This is a genomic window from Ectothiorhodospira lacustris (assembly GCF_022227845.1).
GTDB classification, from domain to species: domain Bacteria; phylum Pseudomonadota; class Gammaproteobacteria; order Ectothiorhodospirales; family Ectothiorhodospiraceae; genus Ectothiorhodospira; species Ectothiorhodospira lacustris.
This window is the reverse complement of sequence record NZ_JAJNQN010000022.1, coordinates 36697-59672: the sequence shown is the minus strand read 5'-3', so window position 1 is coordinate 59672 and position 22976 is coordinate 36697. Positions and strand designations below refer to the sequence as shown.

Genomic DNA, 22976 nt, shown 5'->3' with positions numbered 1-22976 from the left:
TCACAACAAGGTGTAATGGCTGCAAGCACCTGCGTTTCAGCAGCGAGTGCCTTTCGGTTCGCTGCACAACTTGATTATCGTCTGGAAGCGTTCTTCGACTACGCGGCGGTCCTCTTCCTCGGGCAGCCCCTCTCCGGCCCCTCGGGCGATCATTTCAGCGTGTAGCAAGAGAATCGCGCGGTCCTCCGGACGACGCGTGAAGCCGGCGACCACACCGATCGTTTCCAGCACGCGGATGGTCACCGCAGCACTGGAGCGCCCATATTGCCGGATCTGGGTGAACGCCGTGTCCACAAGCTCCCGGAAGGTATCGGCACGCGCAATCAACCGAAGCTGATTCTGGTGGTCATAGCGATAAGGTGATGGTATGTCTCGTGCCGCGAGACGACACAGAGCCGACCCGAGATGGTCCACACATGCGATCGCCGTGAACGGGTCGTTGAGCCCTGGGGAGAGGGCTCGGACCGCCATCTCCACCAGTTGGCTCACCCCGAAATCGATGTCCTGGTCGGAAGTCCGTTGGTTGCCCATGACGAAGAGGGACTGGACCCGCTTTGCGAGTTCATCGTTCACCTGGCTCCCCGGCGAGATCAACACCAGGGGACAACCGGCGACAACGTAGCTGCCGGGCTTTCGCTCCATTCGAACGACCAGATCCTTCTCCATCGCCAGTACCGTCAGGGCGTCCTCATCAATGAGCTGAAGATAGCCATCCCCGTCCGCGACGACCGGCTGAGCTTCCCGCTCGAACGCCCCGATGAAGCCCGCGTCGGGAGGGCCCACCGGGATCCGTGGCCCCTCCGGCCCGATGTGCTCCGGGAATAGATCGTCGATGCTCTCGATCAATTCCTTGCCGATTCGTCCGGCGATCTCGTTGGCCTGGATGGAAACAGACACATGATGGATGAAGTAAATCAAGACCCCTACACTCGCCACCGCAAGTGCAACGCCCAGGCTGACCGACAGGTGCGGGACGAACTCGACCTCCTCCACACGGTGGATCGTGCGAAGGACGAGCAGGCAATACAAGAAGGTGGCGATGAAGGTTCCGAGCACGACCTGTGTGCTGGTATCTCTCATGAAGGTGCGCAGCAAACGGGATCCCAACTGGGAAGAAGTGAGCGAGAGGGCTACCAACGTCATAGAAAAGACCACACCGGCGATGGTAATCATCGATCCAGCGATGATGCCCAGGACGGCGCTCGCGCCTTCCGCTCCACCCTTGAACGTCCAGCCCAGGTTGAGCGCCAACCACGCCGTCACCGGCTTGTCCACGGCGGCACCCAGGGGAGCCAACAGCACGGCCAAGGTGGCCATGACCGTCGGCACAAACCAGAAACTGGAACGCACGCGTTTCCAGTACTTGACGAACTGCAGCGGCGACACCTCATGATTCATTCGCGTTTCCTCCGCGACCGAACATGTAAGTGTTTATCGGCCATACGCAGCATGGCGGATAAACACTTTTGGGATAAAGCCATGTAGCGCACGTCTTTATGGTGGAGATTGTATTGGCCGGGGGGGGCGAACAGGCCACGGGCAGTGCTTGGACAAGCACCGAACGCCTTCACTGGTTCCTTCAGGCACTGTGGGGCCATGGTGGGGATATCCTTGGCGGTCGTGTCTGGCTCAACATAGCCTGATTTCAGGACCTCTTTCAATGTTTCGCACATAAGTCGTTCCCGCGAAAGCGGGAATCCAGTCAACGACTGAAAGTCCTGGACTCCCGCCTTCGCGGGAGTGACTTGGGGTGAATGTGATCAATCTCCAGAGGCACGCCTGGACTCCCGCCTTCGCGGGAGTGACGGCAGGGAGGACGACTCGGGGAGAGGGGCTGGGGACGTCCCGGGATGAGGGCAAAGAAGGCAGGGACCTATGGGGTCCCGGGAGCCGTAGGGCTTATGGATACGGCTGGTAGGCCGCCTTCCAGCCGTCATACTGACTGACCAGGTCGTCCACCACGTCCTGTTCGAAGGGTCTCAGGCCGGAGATGACCAGTTTCTTGCGGCCGGTGCCCACCTGTTCGCCGGAGGCGGTGAGAGCAAATTCCAGAACCACGTCGCCGCGCTTGCCGTTGACCGTCATGGTGGCGTTGGTGAAACTCAGCGCCGGTGCCTCCGTGGGCAGGCGGGTGAACTCCAGGGCCATGCTTTCGTAGAACACCAGCGGGCGCTGGGGATTGACCATGACGCCGTGTGCCTTCATCAGGGGCACCATCACATGGGGGAAGTTCTGCCCGGAGAAGGCGGCGTACTGTTTCGTCAGGCCTTCCAACAGGGCAGCGTCCCGAGAGACCTCGCCGGCCCGTTCCACCTTGAGATAGACCCGCTCACCGCCGTCGGTGATATCCAGGTTGGCATCATCGGTGTCGGGGAAATGCAGGCCGACACCGGCGCCCACCATGCTGGTGAAGCTGAAGGCCATGCGGGCGCTCACCCCGTAGCGTGCCAGGACCAGGCAGAACAGCAGATCGCCGGGGACGCAGAAGCGCTTGGCATCGGGGTCATGAATCGGGTTGAAATCCCCGGCCACTTCCTTGGCAAAGCGGCTGGCCTGTTCGGGCGTGACGCGCACCAGACCGTTGTCGACGGTGTGAAATTCATCAAGATAGCTTGGCACCGGTGATCCTCTCTGGCCTGACGGATGTTTTTTGAGGGGGCGTAGTGTAGCAAGCCGGGGCGGCAAAAAGGCATGTAGCCCGCCAGACTCCTGGCCTGCTGCCCAATCCGGTCGCGGCGGGTCTGGACCCACGTCATCCCCACCCATGTCATCCCCACCCATGTCATCCCCGCGTAGGCGGGGATCCATGTGCGGACCGGGAATTCTGAATTCCCACCTGCGAGGGAATGACGATTGGTGAACATCCCGGTCAATAGACAACCTTCACGAACCATCCTGCCGCGGGGTCTCGTCAAGCCGGGCGCGGCGGGTCTGGAGGGCGTGCCGCACCAGGGCGCCCACGCCCAGAAACAGGGTCAGGATGAGCAACGGCGCCACCGAATCCAGGCCGAACGCCTCCGCCCCGGTCCCCACTTCCACCAGGGTATGCACCGCCGCGGCGTAGACCACCCACTTCACCGCCAGCCCCAGGGCGGCGGCCGCCAGGAACGGCAGCAGGGGCAGTCCCAGCATTCCAGCGCCGTAGTTGATCACCGAATGGGGAAACCCCGGCAGTACCCGCAACACCAGTTGGGTGAGGAAATCCCCCCGCTCCTTGAGCAGGTTGACCACGCGCCCGACATCCACATCCGGTGGCCGCCGGCCGCGCAAGTGCCGGGATATCTCATAAGCGCCGAAGGCACCCAGGACGCTGCCGGCCGTGAGCAGTCCTGCAGCCATCAGTGGGGAGTAGATGGGGGCCACCACCCAGAGCATGAGGGTGCCGGGCAAGGCCAGGGCGAGCAGCAAGGCCTGCACCAGCACCAGCCCCACGGCCACCAGGGGATGGGCGCCGGCCTGGTGGCCGAAATCCAGCAGGGCATCCAGAGAGATGGGCTGCCAGAAGGCCAACAGCAGCCCGATGATCACCGGGATCAGGGCCAGCCAGAGGCGGGATTTCCTATTCAGCGCCAGCTCTGCAGACGCTGGGCGGCGTAGCGGCCCTGCTCGGTCTGCGTCCCCGCCATCTGCACATAGCGCTGATACTGCTGCGCCGCCGCCTGGCGGTTCTGCATGTTCTCGTGAGCCACGCCCTGCAGGAACACCGTATTGGGATTGCCCGGCAGCACCCGCTCATAACGCTGGAAATGGCTCAAGGCCGCATCCGGTCGATTTTGTGCCAACTGGTTGATACCGCTCAGATGAATGGCCTGCCCTTCGTCCGGATAGGCACTGCGGGCCTGCTGCAGATAACGCTCCGCCTCCCGGTGCTGTCCCCGGGCGGTTTTGGCTTTGGACATGAGCAGTAATCCCGGATAGTCGTTAGGTGCCTGGCGCAGGGAGGTGGCAAAATGCTGTTCCGCCTGGGCGTACTGCTCCCGGGCCATGCGGGCCTCCCCGGCCTGCTGCTCCTTGATGGCCGGCTTGATGCGCCGCAACGAGGCGGTGTTGTCCATGTAACGCTCCCGCCCCACGTTGCGGTTGAGATCCGAGGAATAGCGTGAACGGGCCTCCCGCTGGGCGGTGTCGAACCGTTCCTGGCTCATGGGATGGGTGGAGAACATGGTCTCCAGGGCATTGGGCTGACGATCCGACATACCCTGCAGCATGTCCATCAGGTCTACCATGCCCTGAGGGTTCTGGCCTGCCTTGGACATGTATTCCAGCCCCAGGGCATCGGCTTCCCGTTCGTTCTCGCGGCTGTAATGGGCCAGCAGGGCGGTGGCGCCCACGGCGCTGACCGCGTAAATCAGGTTGCTGTAGCCGGACAGGCGCTCGGACTGGGCCGCCGCAATCCCCACGCCCCCCAGGACCACGGCGGCAATGATGCCCGTGGTCTGGCGGCGGGCGGTATGACGGGCATTGACGTGACCGGTCTCGTGCCCCAGCAGGGCCGCCAGGGCGGCCTCGTCTTCCATCTCCACCATGATGCCCCGGGTGCAGGCCATGGTGCCGCCCGGAAAGGTGTAGGCATTGATATAGTTGGCATTGACCACATTGAAGGAATACGGCATGTGGGGCCGGTGGGAGACCTCGGCAACGGAATTCCCGACCTGTGACACGTAGTTGTTGACACGATTGTCGCGCAAGAGACCATAGTCATTGGAGAACTGGTGGGGGGAATGCTGCCGGTCCACAGCGATCTCCTCCTGCTCGGACATGAGCATGAGCCGCTGCTGACCGGTGACCGGATCGACGGCGCAGCCCTTGAGTGCCGGCAGCACCACGACCCCCGCGGAACCGGCGGACATCAGCCAGAGAAAATCACGACGGGTCATGCGGCGCCGGAAAATACGGTGACCGGGATTGTGGTCCATGATGGATGGCTCCTTCGTTCCGGGAGAGCGGACGGATTTCAGTCTAACCGCTTTCGGGATGGCTTCAAGCTTTCTTCACCTATCGGGTATCAGACAAGGCCGATCAAGATATGTCACTGCGACTCCATCACAAGATCATGGGCAGCGGCCCGCCCCTGCTGCTGCTGCACGGCCTCTACGGGTCCGGCGTCAACTGGCAGGGGCACGCGCGAACCCTGGCGGCGCGTTACCGGGTACTGCTGCCGGACCTGCGCAATCATGGACAGTCTCCCCATACCCTACAGATGGACTACCCGGCCATGGCAACCGATCTGCTGGCATTGCTGAACCGGGAAGACCTGGAACAGGCCCTGGTGGTGGGGCACAGCATGGGCGGCAAGGTGGCCATGACCCTGGCCCAGCACCATCCCGAGCGGGTCCGGGCCCTGGTGGTGGCGGACATCGCCCCGGTCGACTACGCCCTGGATGACCGCGAACACACCCACATCCTAGACAGCCTGCAACACCTGCCCCTGGCTGACCTATCCCGCCGGGAAGATGCCGATATCGCCCTGGCCCGGGCCATTCCCGAAACCGCGGTGCGCCGGTTCCTGCTCATGAACCTGGAACGAGGGCCGGAAGGGTTTCGCTGGCGGATCCCCCTGGACATCCTGCAGCAGGCCCTGCCCACCCTGGTGGGGTATCCGGGTATCGACGCCCGCTACGAAGGCCCTACCCTGTTCATTCGCGGTGAACGCTCCGACTACGTCAAGGATGAGTACCGTCCCCTGATCGAGGCCCGCTTTCCCCGCGCCCGGCTGATGACCCTGAAGGGCACGGGCCACTGGCTGCATGTCCAGGCCCCCGAACCCTTTGGCCGGATCCTGCAGGGTTTCCTGGACCGACACGCAGACAACGATAAAGGAGAAGGCCCATGATGCCTTGGCGCCGGTTGATGGATGCAGTACTCAGGCCCGATCCGGCACCGGATCTGGAAGAGGAGATTGCCGCCGGTGCCCGTGAACAGGCCCCGGTGCTGTGGCTGCTGGGCAAGGTGCAGTCGGGCAAGACCTCCATTGTGCGGGCCATCACCGGCGATCCGGCGGCGGAAATCGGTAATGCCTTTCAGCCCTGCACCCCCAGCGCCCGGATCTACGAGTTTCCCCCCGATGTACCGGTGGTGCGCTTTCTGGACACTCGCGGCCTGGAGGAAGCGAATTATGATCCGGCGGCGGATCTGGCGGTGGTGGAAGGCCATGCCCATGGGGTCATTGCCGTGGTCCGCGCCATGGACCCACAGCAGGACGCCCTGCTGGCCGCCCTCGGACAGATCCGGCGCAGACACCCGGACTGGGCCGTGATCCTGGTCCAGACCCGGCTCCATGACGCCTATCCGGACGGCCGGGATCACCCTCCCAGGGGCGCCTGGCGCCACGAACCGGCACTGGTGGATCTGGATCGGGTCCTAAAGGCCCAGGCCGACACCTTTGCCCGACTGCCCGGTGACGGTACGTTCCAGGCGGTTCCGGTGGATCTGACCCTGCCGGCAGAGGGATTTTCGGACACCGACTACGGGCTGCCGGAACTGCTCGAGGCCCTGGACGAGGCCTGTATCCAGGGCCGCGCCGGGCTGCTGATGGATCTGGCCCAGCATGGCCGGGATGCCCGGCAGGCTCGTATCCACCCCCATATCCTGGGCTATGCCACCGCCGCCGGGGTCTGCGATCTGGTGCCCGTGATGGGGGTGGTGACGGTCCCCACCCTGCAAGGCAAGATGCTGCACAGCATCGCCCGCGTCTATGCCCTGCCCTGGGACCGTCGGACCCTCAAGGCCTTTCTGGCGTCCCTGGGTACGGGCACGGCCCTGGGCATCGGGGCCGGTTTTGCCGCCCGCCAGCTGGGCAAGCTGATCCCGGTCTATGGACAGGTGGCCGGGGCGGCGGCGGCCGGTGTGGCCAGCGGGGCGATCACCTATGCCCTGGGCCGGGCCGCCTGCCATTACCTGGAACAGCGACGACAGGGGATCGACACCCCGCAGGGGGTGGCCGAGACCTTTCGCGGCGCCCTCAAGGAGGCCTATGTGATGTTCAGACAGCCCCGTGAAGGAAAGACGATCACCCCGGCGGAGTCCGGGCGATGAAGCGGAACGAAGGTCCCTGGGAACGCTGGGGCGCCCTGGTGTCCGCCCTGGGACTGGCGGTGGCGCCCTTGCTCGTCCTGATCCCCTTCGGTGCCCTGTGGCTCTGGCAGCAGGGCTGGCTGCTGCACTGGCTGGGGATCGCCGCCGTCCTGGGCGGGCTGGTCTACGGCACCGGCTGGTGGCTGCAGCGCCGTGCCCTGCAGGGCCGGGACACCACCACCGATGACGAAACCCCGGTCTCGGCGCCGGATGACGACTGGTCCGGGCGGGATCTGGCGGCCTGGGAGACGGTCCAGCGCCTGGCCGGTGAGGTGGAACCCCGCATCCTGTCCGATCAGCATTTGATGCTGGCCACGGCCCGGCAGACCATCGAACAGGTGGCCCGTCACTATCACCCCGAAGAGAGACATGCGATCTGGGGCTTCACGGTGCCCGAGGCCCTGCTGCTGACGGAGCGGGTCAGCGCCCGACTGCGGCGGGTGATGCTGGACCATGTGCCGGGTGCGCACATGATCCGGGCCAACCAGGTGATGCGCCTGTGGGAACTGCAACCCGCCGCCCTCACCGGCGCCCGCTGGCTGGGTCATCTGACACAGGTCTACCGCACCGTGCGCTGGATCAACCCGGCCACTGCGGTCCTGGCTGCGGCCCGGGAAAAGATGATCTCGGCCATGCTGGGGGAGGCCGGTGAGTATCTGCGTCGGCGCGGGGCGCGGATCTGGGTGGAGGAAGTGGGGCGGGCCGCCATCGAGTTGTACTCGGGGCGCCTGCGGGTGGATGACCGGACCGAGGACGCCAAAGCCGCGGCCCAGGCCCGGGGGCCGGGCGTGCCGCCGGCCCCGCCACCGGGGCCGGTGCGGGTGACCGTGGCCGGGCAGACCAATGCCGGCAAATCCAGCCTGGTCAATGCCCTGCTGGGCACCCGGGCTTCCGGCGTGGACGCCCTGCCCCTGACCCGGACGCCGGGCAGCTTCGTGCTGCAACGGGACGGGGCGGAAGAACTGGTGCTCATCGACACCCCCGGACTAGAAAACCGGACGCAACTCGTTGCCCTGGTTGACACCCTGGCGGAGAGCGACTGTATTCTCTGGGTGGTGCCGGCACACCGGGCGGATCGTGCCCTGGATCTGGAGGCGCTGACCACCCTGCGTCGGACCCTGGAGCGGATGCCGGGCCGCATCCTGCCCCCGGTGGTGGTGGTCCTGAGCCATGTGGACCGGCTCTCGCCGGCACGGGAATGGGCACCGCCCTATGATCTGGAACACCCGGACCGGCCCAAGGCCGCGGCCATGCGGGGGGCGATGGAAGCCGTGGCCCGGGATCTGGACATCCCTCCGGCGCTGATCGTGCCGGCACGGCTGGACAGCCTGGAGACCGCCTGGCAGGTGGACCGCATCTGGGCCGTGCTGCTCGGCCAACTGGATCGTTCCCACCGGGCCAGGGCCCTGCGCATCGCCCGCGCCGCCCTGGGCGGTGACTGGAAACGGGTGTGGCGACAGGCCCGCCGGGCCGGGATTGAGGTGACGCGGCAGTTGATCAGGAAGGAGTGAAATCCGCCAGAAAAGGACTGGGCACCCCGGAACAGGATACGAACAGAATGAACCACGACGACCTGCAAAACCTGCGTCGGATGCATCCGGCATGGCGGCTGCTGGTGGCGGACAACGCCCCCATGATCATCAGCTTCCTCCACGGCAGCTTCGTCGCCCCCAATGTCCGGGTGCTGGCGGCCACCGACCTGGAAAACCGGTTGGAAGATTTCCTGTTTCACCTGCGCGGTCAACTGGGCGAGGATGCCTATCCCCGGGCCGCCCGCGCCTACCTGTCCGACTGGTCCGCCGATGAACGGGGCTGGCTGCGGCGCTATTACCCGGAACACGGCGACGAGCCCCATTACGACCTGACGCCGGCCACGGAACAGGCCATCCAATGGCTGAAAAGTCTGGAGCAGCCTCACTTCATCGGGGCGGAATCCCGTCTGACCCTGGTTTTCGACCTGCTGCAACAGATCCTCCAGGGCGCGGAGAGCGACCCCGAGGCCCGTATCCGGGATCTGGAGGCGCGCAGGGATGTCATCGACCGGGAGATCAAGCAGATCCGTGCCGGTCACATCAATCTGATGGACCCGACCCAGTTGCGGGAGCGATTCCTGCAGATGGCGGGCACGGCCCGGGGCCTGCTGGCGGACTTTCGTCAGGTGGAGGAGAACTTCCGTGCCCTGGATCGACAGGTGCGGGAAAAGGTGGCCACCTGGGAAGGCGGCAAGGGAGAAGTGCTGGACGAAGTGTTCAGCGAACAGGACCGCATCACCGATTCAGACCAGGGGCGTAGCTTTCGTGCCTTCTGGGATCTGCTCATGTCACCGGCACGCCAGGAGGCACTGTCGGAGCAACTGGAGCGGGTACTGGCGCTGGTGGAGGTGGCCGAACTGGAGCCGGACCCCAGGCTGCGGCGCATCCACTACGACTGGCTCGCCGCTGGTGAATATACCCAGCGCATGGTGGCCCGTCTGTCGGAGCAGCTGCGCCGTTATCTGGATGATCAGGCCTGGCTGGAAAACCGTCGCATCATGACCCTGATCCGGGAACTGGAACAACACGCACTGGCCCTGCGGGAGCACCCGCCCGAGCTGACGCTGTCCCTGGACGAACCCTCTCCCTGCATCGAACTGCCCATGGAGCGCCCCCTGTTCAGTCCGCCGATCCGGCCCCATATCCGCCAGCAGCAGCTGGAAGCCGGAGAGAGCCATGCCACCCCCGATGCCCTGTTCGATCAGACCTGGGTGGACCGGACCCTGCTGCGGGGTCGTATCCGCCAGGCCCTGCAGACACGGGACCAGATCACCCTGGCGACCCTGCTGGACGAACATCCCCTGGAACACGGCCTGGCGGAACTGGTGACCTACCTGAGCCTGGCCGCCGAGGATCACCGCAGCGTGATCGATGAAGCCCATCCCCAGACCGTGCACTGGCAGGATGCCCGGGGTATCCTGCGTCGCGCCACCCTGCCGCAGATCATCTTCACCCGCGCACACTGATGACCGATATCGAAACCGACTCGACCTTTTCCGCCATGCTCATCACGCTCTTCAGGGGCGTACTCTACAAAGATCAGCAGCCGCGCCACTGGCAGGCACTGCAGGACCACCAGGCCCGGGTGCGCGACCATGTGGCCGTGCTGGGCCTGGAACTGATGCTGGACGACGCCGAAGGCCATGCCTGTCTCCGGCAGCGCCCGACCCAGGACGACGAAACGGAACTACCCAGGCTGGTGCAGCGCCGCCAGCTCAGTTATCCGGTGAGTCTGCTGCTGGCCCTGCTGCGCAAGAAACTGGTGGAACACGATGCCGGCGGTGGTGACCCGCGCCTGATCCTGTCCCGGGAACAGATGGTGGAGATGCTACGGGTCTTCCTGCCCCCCACGGCCAACGAGGCCCGGCTGGTGGACCGCATCCAGACCGACATCAACAAGGTGGTGGAACTGGGGTTCCTGCGCCGATTGCGTGGCCAGGAGGACCAATACGAGGTGCGCCGCATCATCAAAACCTTCATCGACGCCCAGTGGCTGGCGGAGTTCGATCAGCGCCTGACCGAGTACCGCAACCATGCCGGGGAGGCCGACGATGGCACTTGAACTGGAGTTTGCCGCATCCGACGAACACACTGGTTTTCGCCTTCAGCATCTTGAAGTCTACAACTGGGGCACCTTCCACAACCGGGTCTGGTCCCTGCGCCCGGAGGGTGACAATGCCCTGCTCACCGGGGATATCGGCTCGGGCAAGTCCACCCTGGTGGACGCCATCACCACCCTGCTGGTACCGGCCCAGCGCATCACCTACAACAAGGCGGCCGGCGCCGAGGCCAAGGAACGCAGCCTGCGTTCCTATGTACTGGGGTATTACAAGTCAGAGCGCAGCGACACGGGTCTGATCAGCCGTGCCGTGGGCCTGCGGGATCACAACAGTTATTCCGTGATCCTGGGGCATTTTTACAATGAAGGTTTCGATCAGCATGTCACCCTGGCCCAGGTGTTCTGGATCAAGGATCAACAGGGGCAACCGGCCCGGTTCTTCGTGGTGGCCGACGGCGCCCTGCGCATTACGGACCACTTTGCCGACTTCGGCAGCGACCTTACCCGGCTGCGCAAGCGCCTGAGGGATACCCCCGGGGTGGAACTGTTCGACAGCTTCCCGCCCTACAGCGGTGCCTTCCGGCGACGCTTCGGCATCGAGAACGACCAGGCCCTGGAACTGTTCAACCAGACCGTATCCATGAAATCCGTGGGCAACCTCACCGAATTCGTGCGCAGTCACATGCTCGAAGCCTTCCCGGTGGAGGATCGCATTCAGGCCCTGATCACCCATTTCGACGACCTCAACCGGGCCCATGAAGCGGTACTCAAGGCCAAGGCCCAGGTCGCCCATCTGGAACCGCTGGTGGCCCGCGCCGACACCTATGCCGAACGCTGCCGGGAGGCCGAAGCCCTGCGCGCCTGCCGGGAGGCACTCAGGCCCTGGTTTGCCTCGCTCAAGGCCGGGCTGCTGGACCGGAGACTGGACCATCTGCACAAGGATCTGGCCCGTCTGGAGCATCGCATCGAGCAGCTCCATCGCCAGCAGCGGGAACAGCGGGCCCGGCGCGATGAACTCAAGCAGGCCATTGCCGAGAATGGGGGCGATCGGCTGGAGCGCATCAAGGTCGAGCTGGAACAAAAGCGCGAGATCCGCGACCAGCGGCGGCACCGGGCGGAGCGGTACCGGGATCTGGCCCAGCAACTGGCACTGCCCGATGCCGCCGACCTGGCGGTCTTTCAGGACAATTTCCAGACCCTGACCCAGGCCCAGGAAGACGCTCAGCGAGAGCGGGATGACCTGCAGAACCGGATCACCGAGGCGGGAGTGGCGTTGCACCAGCAGCGGACACACCACCAGGAACTGGAAAGCGAGCTGACGTCCCTGCGCCAACGTCGCTCCAACATCCCCGCCGCCATGCTGGGCATCCGCGACGCCCTCTGTCAGTCCCTGGATCTGCCGGTGGACGACCTGCCCTTCGTGGGCGAGCTGTTGCAGGTGCATGAACAGGAAACCGACTGGGAAGGGGCCATCGAACGGGTCCTGCACAACTTCGGCCTCTCCCTGCTGGTGCCCGACGCCCACTATGCCCGGGTGGCCGAGTGGGTGGATCGCACCCATCTGCGGGGGCGCCTGGTGTACTTCCGGGTACGGGAGACGCGCCGGAGCCAGCCCCAGGATCTGCATCCGGATTCCCTGGTGCGCAAGCTCTCCATCCGCCCCGACTCGGTCTTCTACGGCTGGCTGGAACAGGAACTGGCCCGGCGCTTCGACTATGCCTGCTGCGTCGGCATGGATCAGTTTCGCCGCGAGCAAAGGGCCATCACCCGGGCCGGGCAGATCAAGGCCGGGGGCGAGCGTCATGAAAAGGATGATCGTCACCGTCTGGATGACCGCACCCGCTTCATCCTGGGCTGGAGCAACGAGGCCAAGATCGCCGCCCTGGAGGCACAGGCCCAGACCCTGGCCCGGCAGATGCAGGCACTGGGTGACCGGATCGGCGGCTGGGAACAGGCACGCAAGGCCTCAGAGGCCCGGCGGGACCTGATCGTCGCACTGTCCCATTACCGGAACTTCCACGACATCGACTGGCGCCCCCTGTCCACGGAGATGGCGGCCCTGGAGGCGGAGTATGCACAGCTCGCCCGGGAGTCGGACATGCTGCGCGCCCTGGAGACCCAGTTGCGTGAACTGGAACAGGTCATGGAGGACACCGACAAGGCCCTGGGTGAGGCCCAGCGGGAGTGCAGCCAGGCACAACTCAGGCAGGAGCAGGCCCAGGCTCAGCGGGACGAGTGTGCCACCCTGCTCGATGCCACCCCCCGGGAGGCCCGGGACGCCTACTTCCCCCGTCTGGAGACGATGAGGGACGAGGCCCTGGGCGAGCATACCCTGAGCGTGGAATCCTGCGACAACCGGGAGCGGGAGATGCGGGAATGGCTGACCCGGCACATCGACAACGCCGACAGGAGTGCCGCCGGTCTGAGGGACCGCATCATCGACGCCATGCGCGGCTATCAGAACGCCTGGCCCCTGGACAGTCGGGAGGTGGACGTGAGCATCGAGGCGATGGGGGAATACCGGGCCATGCTCGAAGCCCTCAAGTCCGATGACCTGCCCCGTTTCGAGGCCCGTTTCCGGCAATTGCTGCAGGAAAATGCCATCAACGAGGTGGCGGCGTTCCAGAGCCGACTGCACGGGCAGCGGCAGACCATCACCGAGCGCATCGAAAGCATCAACCGCTCCCTGCGGGAGATCGACTACAACCCCAACCGTTACATCACCCTGTTGGCGGAGACCGCCGCGGACCCGGAAATCCGGGAATTCCAGCAAAACCTGCGGGCCTGCACCGAAGGGGCGGTGACCGGTTCCCAGGATGAACAGTATTCCGAGGCCAAGTTCCTGCAGGTCAAGGCCATCATCGAGCGTTTCCGTGGCCGGGAAGGCACCACCGACCTGGACCGGCGCTGGACCCGCAAGGTCACTGACGTGCGCAACTGGTTTGTGTTTTCCGCCTCGGAGCGCTGGCGGGAAGACGACCGGGAACACGAGCATTACACCGACTCCGGCGGCAAGTCCGGCGGCCAGAAGGAAAAACTGGCCTACACGGTGCTGGCCGCCAGCCTGGCCTACCAGTTCGGTCTGGAATGGGGCGAAACCCGCTCCCGCTCGTTCCGCTTCGTGGTCATCGACGAGGCCTTCGGTCGGGGCTCCGACGACTCGGCCCGCTACGGCCTGGACCTGTTCCGGCGCCTGCACCTGCAACTGCTGATCGTCACACCGTTGCAGAAGATCCACATCATCGAACCCTTCGTGGCCAGCGTGGGCTTTGTCCATAGCGTGGAGGGCCGGGAATCCATGGTGCGAAATCTCACCATTGAGCAGTACCAGGCCGAGAAGGCGGCCCGGCAGGCATGAGCTGGACCACCCCCGCCGAACTGCGTGCCCAGCTACAAAAACGCTGGGACAGCGGTCAGATACTGGCCGCCACCCTGACGGGAGAGGCCCTTTTCCCCCTCCCCTTGCGCCTGCGCCGTCCCGGGTCCCGGGAGCTGGCGGAAGACTTTGCCGCGGTGGGGCACTGGGCGCGAACCCTTCGCGCCAGTAGCCGGGAGCAGCGGGGGCACGGATACGAGATCCGCTGGGAGCGGGTGAATCACCGTGTCCACGGCGCCAATGACCTGCCCGCCGGGGTGGCGGTGCCCAGCGAGGCCGACGCCCTGCAGTGGCTGGGAAAGACCCGGGAGGCACAAAACTTCCATGCGCTGGCCGAGGAAACCCTGGTGCGCTTCCCGGCACTGCGGGACTGGCTGATCCGACACCCCCTCACACCACTGGAACAGGCCGGTGACTGGCCCCGGATCCTGGCGGTGCTGGCCTGGTTCCAGGCGCACCCCAGGCCTGGTATCTATCTACGGCAGATGGATCTGCCGGGGGTGGATACCAAGTTTGTGGAAAGTCGCCGCAAGCTGCTGTCGGAACTGCTGGATGCCGTGCTGCCTCCCGATGCAGTGGACGCGCGGCACAGCGGCGGACGGGGCTTCGAGCTGCGTTACGGGTTGACGCCCAAGCCGCCCCTGATCCGTTTCCGGATGCTGGACCCGGCCCTGTCGCTGCACGGGCTGTCGGACCTGTCGGTTCCGCCGACGCAGTTTGCAACCCTGGCACCCGCCGTGGCGCGGGTATTCATCACCGAGAACGAGATCAACGGCCTGGCCTTTCCCGACACCCCCGGTAGCCTGGTGATCTTCGGCCTGGGTTATGGTCTGGAAAGACTGGCGGACATCCCCTGGCTGCGACAGGTGGAGATCCACTACTGGGGCGACATCGACACCCATGGTTTTGCCATCCTGGACCGGCTTCGCGCCCGCCTGCCCCAGACCCGTTCCCTGCTCATGGATCGGGCGACCCTTGCGGCCCACCGCGACCTGTGGGGGCAAGAGCATCCGCAGCAACGTTTCACCGGCACCCTCACCCGACTGACACCACCGGAGCAATCCCTGTTCGAAGATCTGCGGGAGAACCGGCTGGGAGAGTGCATCCGGCTGGAACAGGAGCGCATCGGCTACGGAGAATTGCTCAAAGTGATCAGCACCCCGTCGCAGGTGCTCCAACCACAGAGGCAACCGATAGTCGGCGCTCGTGAGCCCTCTCTCAAAGAAGTGTAATGTTCAACCTGGGAACCCGGGACAAGAGCTACGATATCGTTGGGGATCGCATGGTGGCCTTTGCCCGGACACCCGGGCACGAAACCTATAACGGAATGGGCTGATTCGGTGCCATCAAGTACCGGATGTAAATCACCCTCCTATTGAAAGGGACCTCTCCGCCTTGTCAAAGTGGGCTCCACTATACTCAGGCAGGAGCATTCCCATGACTACCTTCCCGAATCCGCCTGACGACGCAGTAACCCACCCACCCGATAGCCCCCACTGGCTGCGGGCTCACCAGCATTCAGCCTGTGGGGTGGGTGTGTTGGCCCATCTGGATGGGCACCGGAGCCACGGGCTCATCGAAGATGGCTTCGAATGCCTGGAAAACCTGGATCACCGGGGGGCCCGTGGCGCGGAGGAAAATACCGGCGACGGGGCCGGCATGCTGCTGCAGAAACCCCATGCCTTTTTGTCGGCCCTGGTGCCGGAACTGGGTGGATACGATGACTATGGGGTGGCACAGGCCTTCATGCCCCGGGATGAGGATCGCCGGACGGCCATCCGGGCACTGATCGCCCGGCGCTGCCAGGCCGAGGGATTCGATCTGATCGGCTGGCGGCAGGTGCCCACCCACAACCAGGGGCTGGGCCGGACCGCGCTGGACAGTGAACCGCTCACCTGGCAGTTCTTCATCCGGTCGAGTCAGCCGGTGGGGCCGAAAGTCCTCGATGTGCGTCTGTATGTCCTGCGCCGCACCATCGAAAACGAAGTGCTTCATCGAAATCTGGTGGGCGCGGGGCACGAGACCTTTTACATCTGCTCCCTGTCGCGAACCACCGTGGTTTACAAGGGCCTGCTCACCTGCGGACAGTTCCGAAGCTACTTCCCGGATCTTTCGGATCCTCGGGTCACGTCTTCACTGGTGTTGGTGCATGCACGCTTTTCCACCAATACACTGGGGGCCTGGGACTTGGCCCATCCCTATCGCTATCTGGTCCATAACGGTGAGATCAATACCCTGCGCGGCAACCAGAACTGGTTGCAGGCCCGGGAAGCGACGTTGGCGTCGCCTCACCTGGGCAAGGACATGGACAAGGTCAAACCCCTGACCGGAGAAGGCCTCAGCGACAGCGCTCAACTGGACAATGTGGTGGAATTGCTGGCACTGACCGGACGCAGCCTGCCCCATGCCCTACGCATGCTGATTCCCGAGGCCTGGGAAAAGAATCCCGCAATGCCGGCAGAGCGCCGGGCCTTTTATGAATACCACAGCGCCCTGATGGAGCCCTGGGACGGCCCGGCCCTGGTGGTGGCCACCGACGGCCAATGCATCGCAGCGGTCCTGGACCGCAACGGCCTGCGGCCCTGCCGTTACAGCCTCACCCGGGACGGACGCCTGATCATGGCCAGCGAAACCGGGGTGCTGGATATCCCGCCAAGCCGGATCCTGAGCAAGGGGCGGCTCAATCCCGGGGCGCTGTTCGTGGTGGATCCGGAACGCGGGGGCATCGTTCCCGAAACGCAGATCTTCTCGGAACTGGCCGGGCGCCCCTACGGACAATGGTTGCAAGAGCATTGTCTGACCCTGACCGCGGACCTGCCCCCCGCGCCGGCTTCCACACCCGGGGCACCGCCGCCCCACCCCTTGAGCCGGTATCAGCGGGCCTTCGGCTACACCCTGGAAGGCCTGAGAGTGTTCCTCAAGCCCATGGCGGAATCGGGGCGGGACCCCATCGGGGCCATGGGCAACGACACGCCCCCGGCGATGTTGTCGTCAAGCGCCCGTCCCCTCAGCCATTACTTTCTGCAGCAGTTCGCCCAGGTCTCCAATCCGCCGCTGGATTATATCCGCGAGGCCTTGGTGACCTCGCTGGGCGCCTATATCGGCCCGCGGGCCAACCTGCTTGAGGAAGGACCGGATCATTGCCGTCAGCTCTACCTGTCGTCCCCGATCCTGAACAGTGCCCAGGCCCACGCCATGCGGCAGATCCTGCGTGAGGATCTGCGTCCGAGATCCATCGACATCACCTACCCCCGGGGCCTGCCCCTGCGGACCGCCATCCGGCGCCTGCACCAGACGGCGGAACAGACCATCAAGAAAGGCGCCGGGATCCTGCTGCTGAGCGATACCGACCTCGGGCCGGAGCGCGTGGCGATCCCGGCCCTGTTGGCCGTGTCATCTTTGCATCATCACCTGATCCGGACCGGCCTGCGCATGCAGACGGCCATCGTGCTGGAGGCAGGCCAGCCTTGCGCGGTACATGACGTGTGTGTCCTGATCGGCTACGGCGCCGATGCCATCCACCCCTGGCTCGCCTATCAGAGCATTCGCGCCCTGATTGCCGAGGGCATGATCGAGGCTGAGGCTGACGCCGCACTGGCGCGATACCGCCAGGCCCTGGAGGGGGGACTGCTCAAGGTGATGTCGAAAATGGGCATCTCGACCCTGCAGGCTTACAAGGGGGCACAGATCTTTGAGTCCCTGGGTCTGGATCATGAATTGATTGATACCTGCTTCACCGGCACCACGGCCCATCTGCCCGGTGTGGGCCTGGCAGACATCGAGCAGGACGTCCTGTCGGCCCATGGGCGCGCGTTCGGCCCGCCCATCGCCGGAGAGCCGGCACTGGAGCCTGGCGGGCATCTCTACTGGCGTCGGGACGGCGAACGGCATCACTGGAACCCCTACAGCATCGGCAAACTGCAGCAGGCCGCGCGCAACAACGATGTAGCGGCGTACCGGGATTTCGCCCGCCAGGCCAATGAGCAGCCCGGGGGACTCATGAACCTGCGCGGCCTGCTGGAATTCTGCCGGGATGAGGCCGATGCGATCCCCCTGGAGACGGTGGAACCGGCCGAATCCATCATGCGACGTTTTTCCACCGGTTCCATGTCATTCGGGGCACTGAGCCAGGAGGCCCATGAGGCACTGGCCATTGCCATGAACCGGATCGGCGGGAAATCGGGCACAGGCGAAGGGGGTGAACAGCCCGAGCGCTTCAACACCGAACGCGAGTGTTCCATGAAGCAGGTGGCCAGTGGCCGTTTCGGCGTGAGCGCCCACTATCTGGCCCAGGCCCGGCAGATCGAGATCAAGATGGCACAAGGGGCAAAGCCCGGTGAGGGAGGCGAACTACCGGGCGGCAAGGTGGACGAGGCCATTGCCCGGGTGCGGCTCACGGTCCCGGGGGTGGGCCTGATCTCACCGCCGCCGCACCATGACATCTATTCCATCGAAGATCTCCAGCAGCTGATCCATGATCTCAAATGTGCCAATCCGGCGGCCCAGATCCATGTCAAGCTGGTGGCCAAGGCCAATGTGGGTACCATTGCCGCCGGGGTGGCCAAGGCTCGGGCCGATGCGGTGCTGATCAGCGGGGATTCCGGCGGTACCGGCGCCGCGCTGAAGACCTCCATCAAGCACGCCGGCACACCTTGGGAACTGGGGCTGGCGGACACCCAACGGGTGCTGATGGCCAACGGGCTGCGCTCGCGGATCACCGTGCGGGCCGATGGCGGGTTCCTGACCGGACGCGACGTGATGATCGCCGCCCTGCTGGGGGCGGAGGAATATGGTTTTGGCACCGCGCCATTGGTCACCCTTGGCTGCGTCATGCTGCGCAAATGCCACTGCAATACCTGCTCGGTGGGGGTGGCCACCCAGGACCCCCAACTGCGCGCACGATTCCAGGGACGCCCGGAGCATATCGTCAATTATCTGCGATTCGTGGCCGAAGAGATGCGGGACATCATGGCAGCCCTGGGCTTTCGGACCCTGGATGCCCTGATCGGCCGGGTGGATTGCCTGCAGGCGCGCCATGTGGACCACCCCAGGCAGATCAAGCCCGATGTCTCGGTCTTGCTGCGACGGGTGTGCTCCCAGGGCAGCCCCCGCAAGGTCCGGGAGCAGGATCATGGCCTGGACCGCAAGATCGATCATCAGGTCATTGCCCAGGCCGATGCCGCGCTCACCTCGGGGGAGCCCGTGAGCGTATCCATCCATCTGCGCAACCGTGACCGCACCTTCGGCACACTGCTCAGCTACGAGGTCACTCGCCGCTATGGGCGCGATGGGCTACCGCCGGGAACGATTCAGGTGCACTGCACGGGCACGGCGGGGCAAAGCTTTGGCGCCTTTGTGTGCCGGGGGATCGCACTGCACCTGGAGGGAGATGCCAACGACTACGTGGGCAAGGGGCTGTCCGGCGGCATCATCAGCGTCAGGACACCCAGGGATGCCCCCTACGTGGCCGCCGATAACACCCTCATCGGCAATGTGGCTCTGTTCGGGGCCACGGCCGGGGAGGCCTATTTCAACGGCCGCGGCGCGGAGCGCTTCTGCGTGCGCAACTCCGGGGTGCTGAGCGTGGTCGAGGGGGTGGGTGACCATGGTTGCGAATACATGACCGGAGGTGTGGCGGTCATCCTCGGCCCCATCGGCCGCAACTTTGCCGCCGGCATGAGCGGCGGGGAGGCCTATCTTCTGGATGAGGAGGGACACGTGAAGGATCTCATCCATGCCGAAGGGCTTCGCGTGGACCCCGTGACCGACCTACGGGATCAGGCGCTGCTGCAGCGCCTGCTGGAGAATCATGTGGCCTGCACCGGTAGCGAGAAGGCCGCGCAGGTCCTTGCTCAGTGGCCAAAGATCTTGGGCATGTTCGTCAAGGTAGTGCCCGAGGCCTATGCCGATGTGGTGGCGGACCATCTGTCTCAAGGACAGGACATCCGGACGCAGACACCGGCGCCCATTGCCTGAGGTATCACGCCATGTTCGAGAACCATCCAGATGGATTCCTGCGTCATCTCCGGCGACCCATCGGCTATCGCGAACCTGCCTTGCGGGTGGCGGATTTTCGCCAGATCTCTCGTTTTCAGTGGGACCCGGGGCAATTGCGTACCCAGGGAGAGCGATGCATGGACTGCGGCATCCCTACCTGCATGGCGGGTTGCCCTATCGGCAATATCATTCCGGACTGGAACGATCTGGTGTCCCGGGGCGCCTGGCGGGAGGCACTGGCACGACTGCATGCCACCAATAATTTCCCCGAGTTCACTGGTTACACCTGTCCGGCGCCCTGCGAGACAGCCTGCACCCTGGCCATCAACGATGACGCCGTAACCATCAAGGATATCGAACGGGCCATCGTCGACCGGGGCTGGGAGGCGGGCTGGATACGTCCCCAACCGCCGTCACAGCGTACCGGCAAGCAGGTGGCGGTGGTGGGCAGCGGTCCGGCCGGCCTGGCGGCGGCCCAGCAACTCAATCGCGCCGGACATCGGGTCACGGTGTTCGAACGGGATGACGCTATCGGCGGCCTGATGCGCTATGGCATCCCCGACTTCAAGTTCCCTAAAGAACAGGTGGCGCGCCGGGTGCAGCAACTCCATGACGAAGGTATCAAGTTTCGCTCGGGCGTGACCGTGGGCGAGGATCTCTCCATCGATGAACTCAAGGGGCAGTTCGATGCCGTCTGCCTGGCCATCGGGGCTCGACGCCCCCGCGATGTGCCGGTACCGGGTCGTGATCTGGCCGGCGTCTTGTTCGGGATGGAATACCTGTGCGCCGAAAACCGCCACCAGGCCGGTGAACCCCTGCATGCCCGCATGAACGCCCAGGGGCAGCGGGTGATCGTCCTGGGAGGTGGGGACACCGGTGCCGATTGCGTGGCCACCGCCCACCGTCAGGGGGCGCAGTCGGTGGTGCAGATCAGCATCAATGCGCGTCTTCCCGACGTGCGGCAGCCCGACAACCCCTGGCCCGGGTCACCGCAGATCCATCGACAGAACTACGCCTTGCAGGAAGGCGGCGAAGAGGCCTTCAGCCTTAATGTGGTGGCCTTTCTCGATCAGGATCAGGACGGCAAGGTCGACGCCCTGGAGTTGGAGCGGGTGGACTGGGGGCGCGATGATCAGGGTCGGCGCACGGAAAAACTTGTGCTTGAGGCCGGCATTGTCATGCCGACCGAGCGGGTCCTGATCGCCATCGGCTTCGAGGGCCCGGAAGCCTCATGCCTCAACGATGCGCGCCTGACTCTGACTCCGCGCCACACCCTGGAGGCCGACGCGCGCAAGATGACCCCGGTGCCCGGTGTCTTTGTGGCCGGCGACGCCGGGCGGGGCCAGTCCCTGGTGGTCTGGGCGATCGGCGAAGGACGCGATGTAGCCCGTCAAATCGATCTGTGGCTGATGGGGGAATCGCGCCTGCCCGCGAGCCTGCAGACCGCGTATCCGCCCCTGCCGCCCCGAGGGCTGTAGGATAGGGTTTCATCGCACTATTCCTGTGGCCACAGCCCAGGCCGGCACGTCGATAAGGCTGTGCTGAACAAGTCATTCCCGAGAATCAGGCATCAGTCGTTCCCGCGAAGGCGGGAATCCAGTCAACGTCTGAAAGTCCTGGACTCCCGCCTTCGCGGGAGTGACGGCATGGGGACTTCATGAGGTCGACGGCATGAATGGTGTCGACTCAATCCTTCTTTTCGGCCTCCACATCCCCGGCCTGCCCAGCTGTCGAATCCGGTGGCGCGTCGTAGGTGCTCCAGCCGTAGGGACGGCCTGTAGGCGGCAGTTCCGTTTTCTTTTCCGGGTGGCGGTGCAGGTAGGCCTTGGCCACGAAGTGGGCCGTCACCGGGGCGGTGAGGAACAGAAAACCCGTGATCAGCACCTCATGGATGGACACCTTGCCCTCGATCCCCCAGAAATACAGCATGGAGGCCACCAGCGCCCCGCCCACTCCCAGGGTGGTGGCCTTGGTGGGGGCGTGCAGACGGCTCATCAGATCCGGCAACTTCACCAACCCCACAGACCCCACGATCACGAAACAGCCCCCGATCACGATCAGCAGGGAGATCACCAGTTCAAGCAGGAATTCCATCGTCATGTCCTCCCGATCACTCGATCACGTCGCCGCGCAGGATGAAGCGGCAGTAGGCGACGGTGGAAATGAAACCGAACATGGCCAGCAGCAGGGCGGCCTCGAAATAGAGGGTGGTCTGCTGCTGGATGCCGTGGAGGATGATCAGGGCGATGGCGTTGATCATCATGGTGTCCACCGCCAGCACCCGGTCCATCAGGCTCGGTCCCTTTACCAGGCGCCAGAGATTGAGCATCAGGGCCAGGCAGACGGCAAAGAAGCCGAAGGTCAGTGCATAACCGATCATGGGAAGATCTCCTTGAGCCGGGCTTCGTAGCGGGTCTTCATCTGCATCACGGCCTCTTCTGCATCCGGAGCATCCAGGCAATGCACCAGCAGGCTGCGGCCGTCGGCCGACAGGTCGCTGCTGACGGTGCCCGGGGTCATGGAGATGGTGCCGGCCAGGACCGTGATGGCCTCCGGGGACTTCAGGTCCAGGGGCACGGTCACCCAGCGGGTCTTGAGGCTTTCCGGGGGGCGGAACAGGATCAGGCGGGCCACGATGGCGTTGGCCACGACCACATCCCAGGCCACCAGGAGCATGAAGGACAGGGCCTTGCCGTAGGCCCGGATGGGGGGGCGTTCCGGCCAGAAGCTGCTGGTGATGATGGGGATGACCACGCCCAGGATGAGACCCACGACCAGACCACCCAGGGTGAAGCTGTTGAGCAGCAACATCCACAGGAGCACCAGGGTCAGGGTCATCAGGGGGTGGGGCAACCACCGCTCCCAGAATGTCCGTTTGTGCCGTTTGTCTGCCATGGGACGGATACCTGTCTAGAGGATACGGTAAGGATGTGATGGG

Annotated in this window: 16 protein-coding genes; 9 read left to right on the top strand and 7 right to left on the bottom strand. The window is 64.8% G+C overall.

Annotation, left to right across the window (positions count from 1 at the left end):
* Positions 1–36 precede the first annotated feature (36 nt).
* The 4 genes from LQ956_RS14065 to LQ956_RS14050 form a co-directional block, all read right to left on the bottom strand.
* The gene (locus LQ956_RS14065) at positions 37–1398 is read right to left on the bottom strand and encodes a DUF2254 domain-containing protein (RefSeq protein WP_238630256.1); all 1362 of its coding nucleotides are present in this window, start codon (positions 1396–1398) and stop codon (positions 37–39) included.
* Between the two features lie 501 nt (positions 1399–1899).
* Positions 1900–2619 carry a DUF3581 domain-containing protein gene (locus tag LQ956_RS14060; protein ID WP_238630255.1) on the bottom strand — a complete coding sequence of 240 codons (720 nt, stop codon included), beginning with the start codon at positions 2617–2619 and terminating at the stop codon, positions 1900–1902.
* Between the two features lie 264 nt (positions 2620–2883).
* Positions 2884–3528 carry a VTT domain-containing protein gene (locus LQ956_RS14055; RefSeq protein WP_238623330.1) on the bottom strand — a complete coding sequence of 215 codons (645 nt, stop codon included), beginning with the start codon at positions 3526–3528 and terminating at the stop codon, positions 2884–2886.
* A gap of 35 nt (positions 3529–3563) precedes the next feature.
* Positions 3564–4916, bottom strand: coding sequence for a M48 family metalloprotease (locus LQ956_RS14050; RefSeq protein WP_238623331.1), 1353 nt, complete (start codon positions 4914–4916; stop codon positions 3564–3566).
* Positions 4917–5026: 110 nt separating this feature from the next.
* On the opposite strand from LQ956_RS14050, the gene LQ956_RS14045 reads away from it, so the two are divergent.
* From LQ956_RS14045 to LQ956_RS14005, 9 genes are all read left to right on the top strand, one after another.
* Positions 5027–5833 (top strand): alpha/beta fold hydrolase, encoded by an 807-nt coding sequence (locus LQ956_RS14045; protein ID WP_238623332.1) that lies wholly within the window; start codon positions 5027–5029, stop codon positions 5831–5833.
* A complete protein-coding gene (locus tag LQ956_RS14040; RefSeq protein ID WP_238630254.1) occupies positions 5830–7035 on the top strand; it encodes a YcjF family protein in 1206 nt (401 codons plus the stop codon). Before LQ956_RS14045 ends, LQ956_RS14040 begins: the two co-directional genes overlap by 4 nt.
* Positions 7032–8585: a GTPase family protein gene (locus tag LQ956_RS14035; protein WP_238630253.1), complete on the top strand. Its 1554-nt coding sequence runs from the start codon at positions 7032–7034 to the stop codon at positions 8583–8585. The genes LQ956_RS14040 and LQ956_RS14035 overlap by 4 nt, the downstream gene beginning before the upstream one ends.
* A gap of 47 nt (positions 8586–8632) precedes the next feature.
* Entirely contained in the window at positions 8633–10072 is a 1440-nt protein-coding gene (locus LQ956_RS14030; protein ID WP_238623105.1) for a DUF3375 domain-containing protein, read from the top strand.
* On the top strand, positions 10072–10668 hold the full coding sequence (locus tag LQ956_RS14025) for a DUF4194 domain-containing protein (RefSeq protein WP_238630252.1): 597 nt from the start codon (positions 10072–10074) through the stop codon (positions 10666–10668). The genes LQ956_RS14030 and LQ956_RS14025 overlap by 1 nt, the downstream gene beginning before the upstream one ends.
* A complete protein-coding gene (locus LQ956_RS14020) occupies positions 10658–14023 on the top strand; it encodes an ATP-binding protein (RefSeq protein ID WP_238630251.1) in 3366 nt (1121 codons plus the stop codon). The genes LQ956_RS14025 and LQ956_RS14020 overlap by 11 nt, the downstream gene beginning before the upstream one ends.
* On the top strand, positions 14020–15273 hold the full coding sequence (locus LQ956_RS14015) for a DUF3322 domain-containing protein (protein WP_238630250.1): 1254 nt from the start codon (positions 14020–14022) through the stop codon (positions 15271–15273). The genes LQ956_RS14020 and LQ956_RS14015 overlap by 4 nt, the downstream gene beginning before the upstream one ends.
* A 205-nt stretch (positions 15274–15478) precedes the next feature.
* Positions 15479–20017, top strand: coding sequence for a glutamate synthase large subunit (gltB, locus tag LQ956_RS14010; protein ID WP_238630249.1), 4539 nt, complete (start codon positions 15479–15481; stop codon positions 20015–20017).
* Between the two features lie 11 nt (positions 20018–20028).
* Positions 20029–21516: a glutamate synthase subunit beta gene (locus LQ956_RS14005; protein WP_238630248.1), complete on the top strand. Its 1488-nt coding sequence runs from the start codon at positions 20029–20031 to the stop codon at positions 21514–21516.
* Between the two features lie 208 nt (positions 21517–21724).
* Here LQ956_RS14005 and LQ956_RS14000 read toward each other — a convergent pair whose 3' ends face one another.
* From LQ956_RS14000 to LQ956_RS13990, 3 genes are read right to left on the bottom strand one after another with little or no spacing between them, the layout of a single operon-like run.
* The gene (locus LQ956_RS14000) at positions 21725–22132 is read right to left on the bottom strand and encodes a Na+/H+ antiporter subunit G (RefSeq protein WP_238630247.1); all 408 of its coding nucleotides are present in this window, start codon (positions 22130–22132) and stop codon (positions 21725–21727) included.
* 16 nt (positions 22133–22148) lie between these two features.
* Positions 22149–22418 (bottom strand): K+/H+ antiporter subunit F, encoded by a 270-nt coding sequence (locus LQ956_RS13995; protein WP_238622561.1) that lies wholly within the window; start codon positions 22416–22418, stop codon positions 22149–22151.
* Positions 22415–22933 carry a Na+/H+ antiporter subunit E gene (locus tag LQ956_RS13990; protein WP_238630246.1) on the bottom strand — a complete coding sequence of 173 codons (519 nt, stop codon included), beginning with the start codon at positions 22931–22933 and terminating at the stop codon, positions 22415–22417. The genes LQ956_RS13995 and LQ956_RS13990 overlap by 4 nt, the downstream gene beginning before the upstream one ends.
* Between the last annotated feature and the right edge of the window lie 43 nt (positions 22934–22976).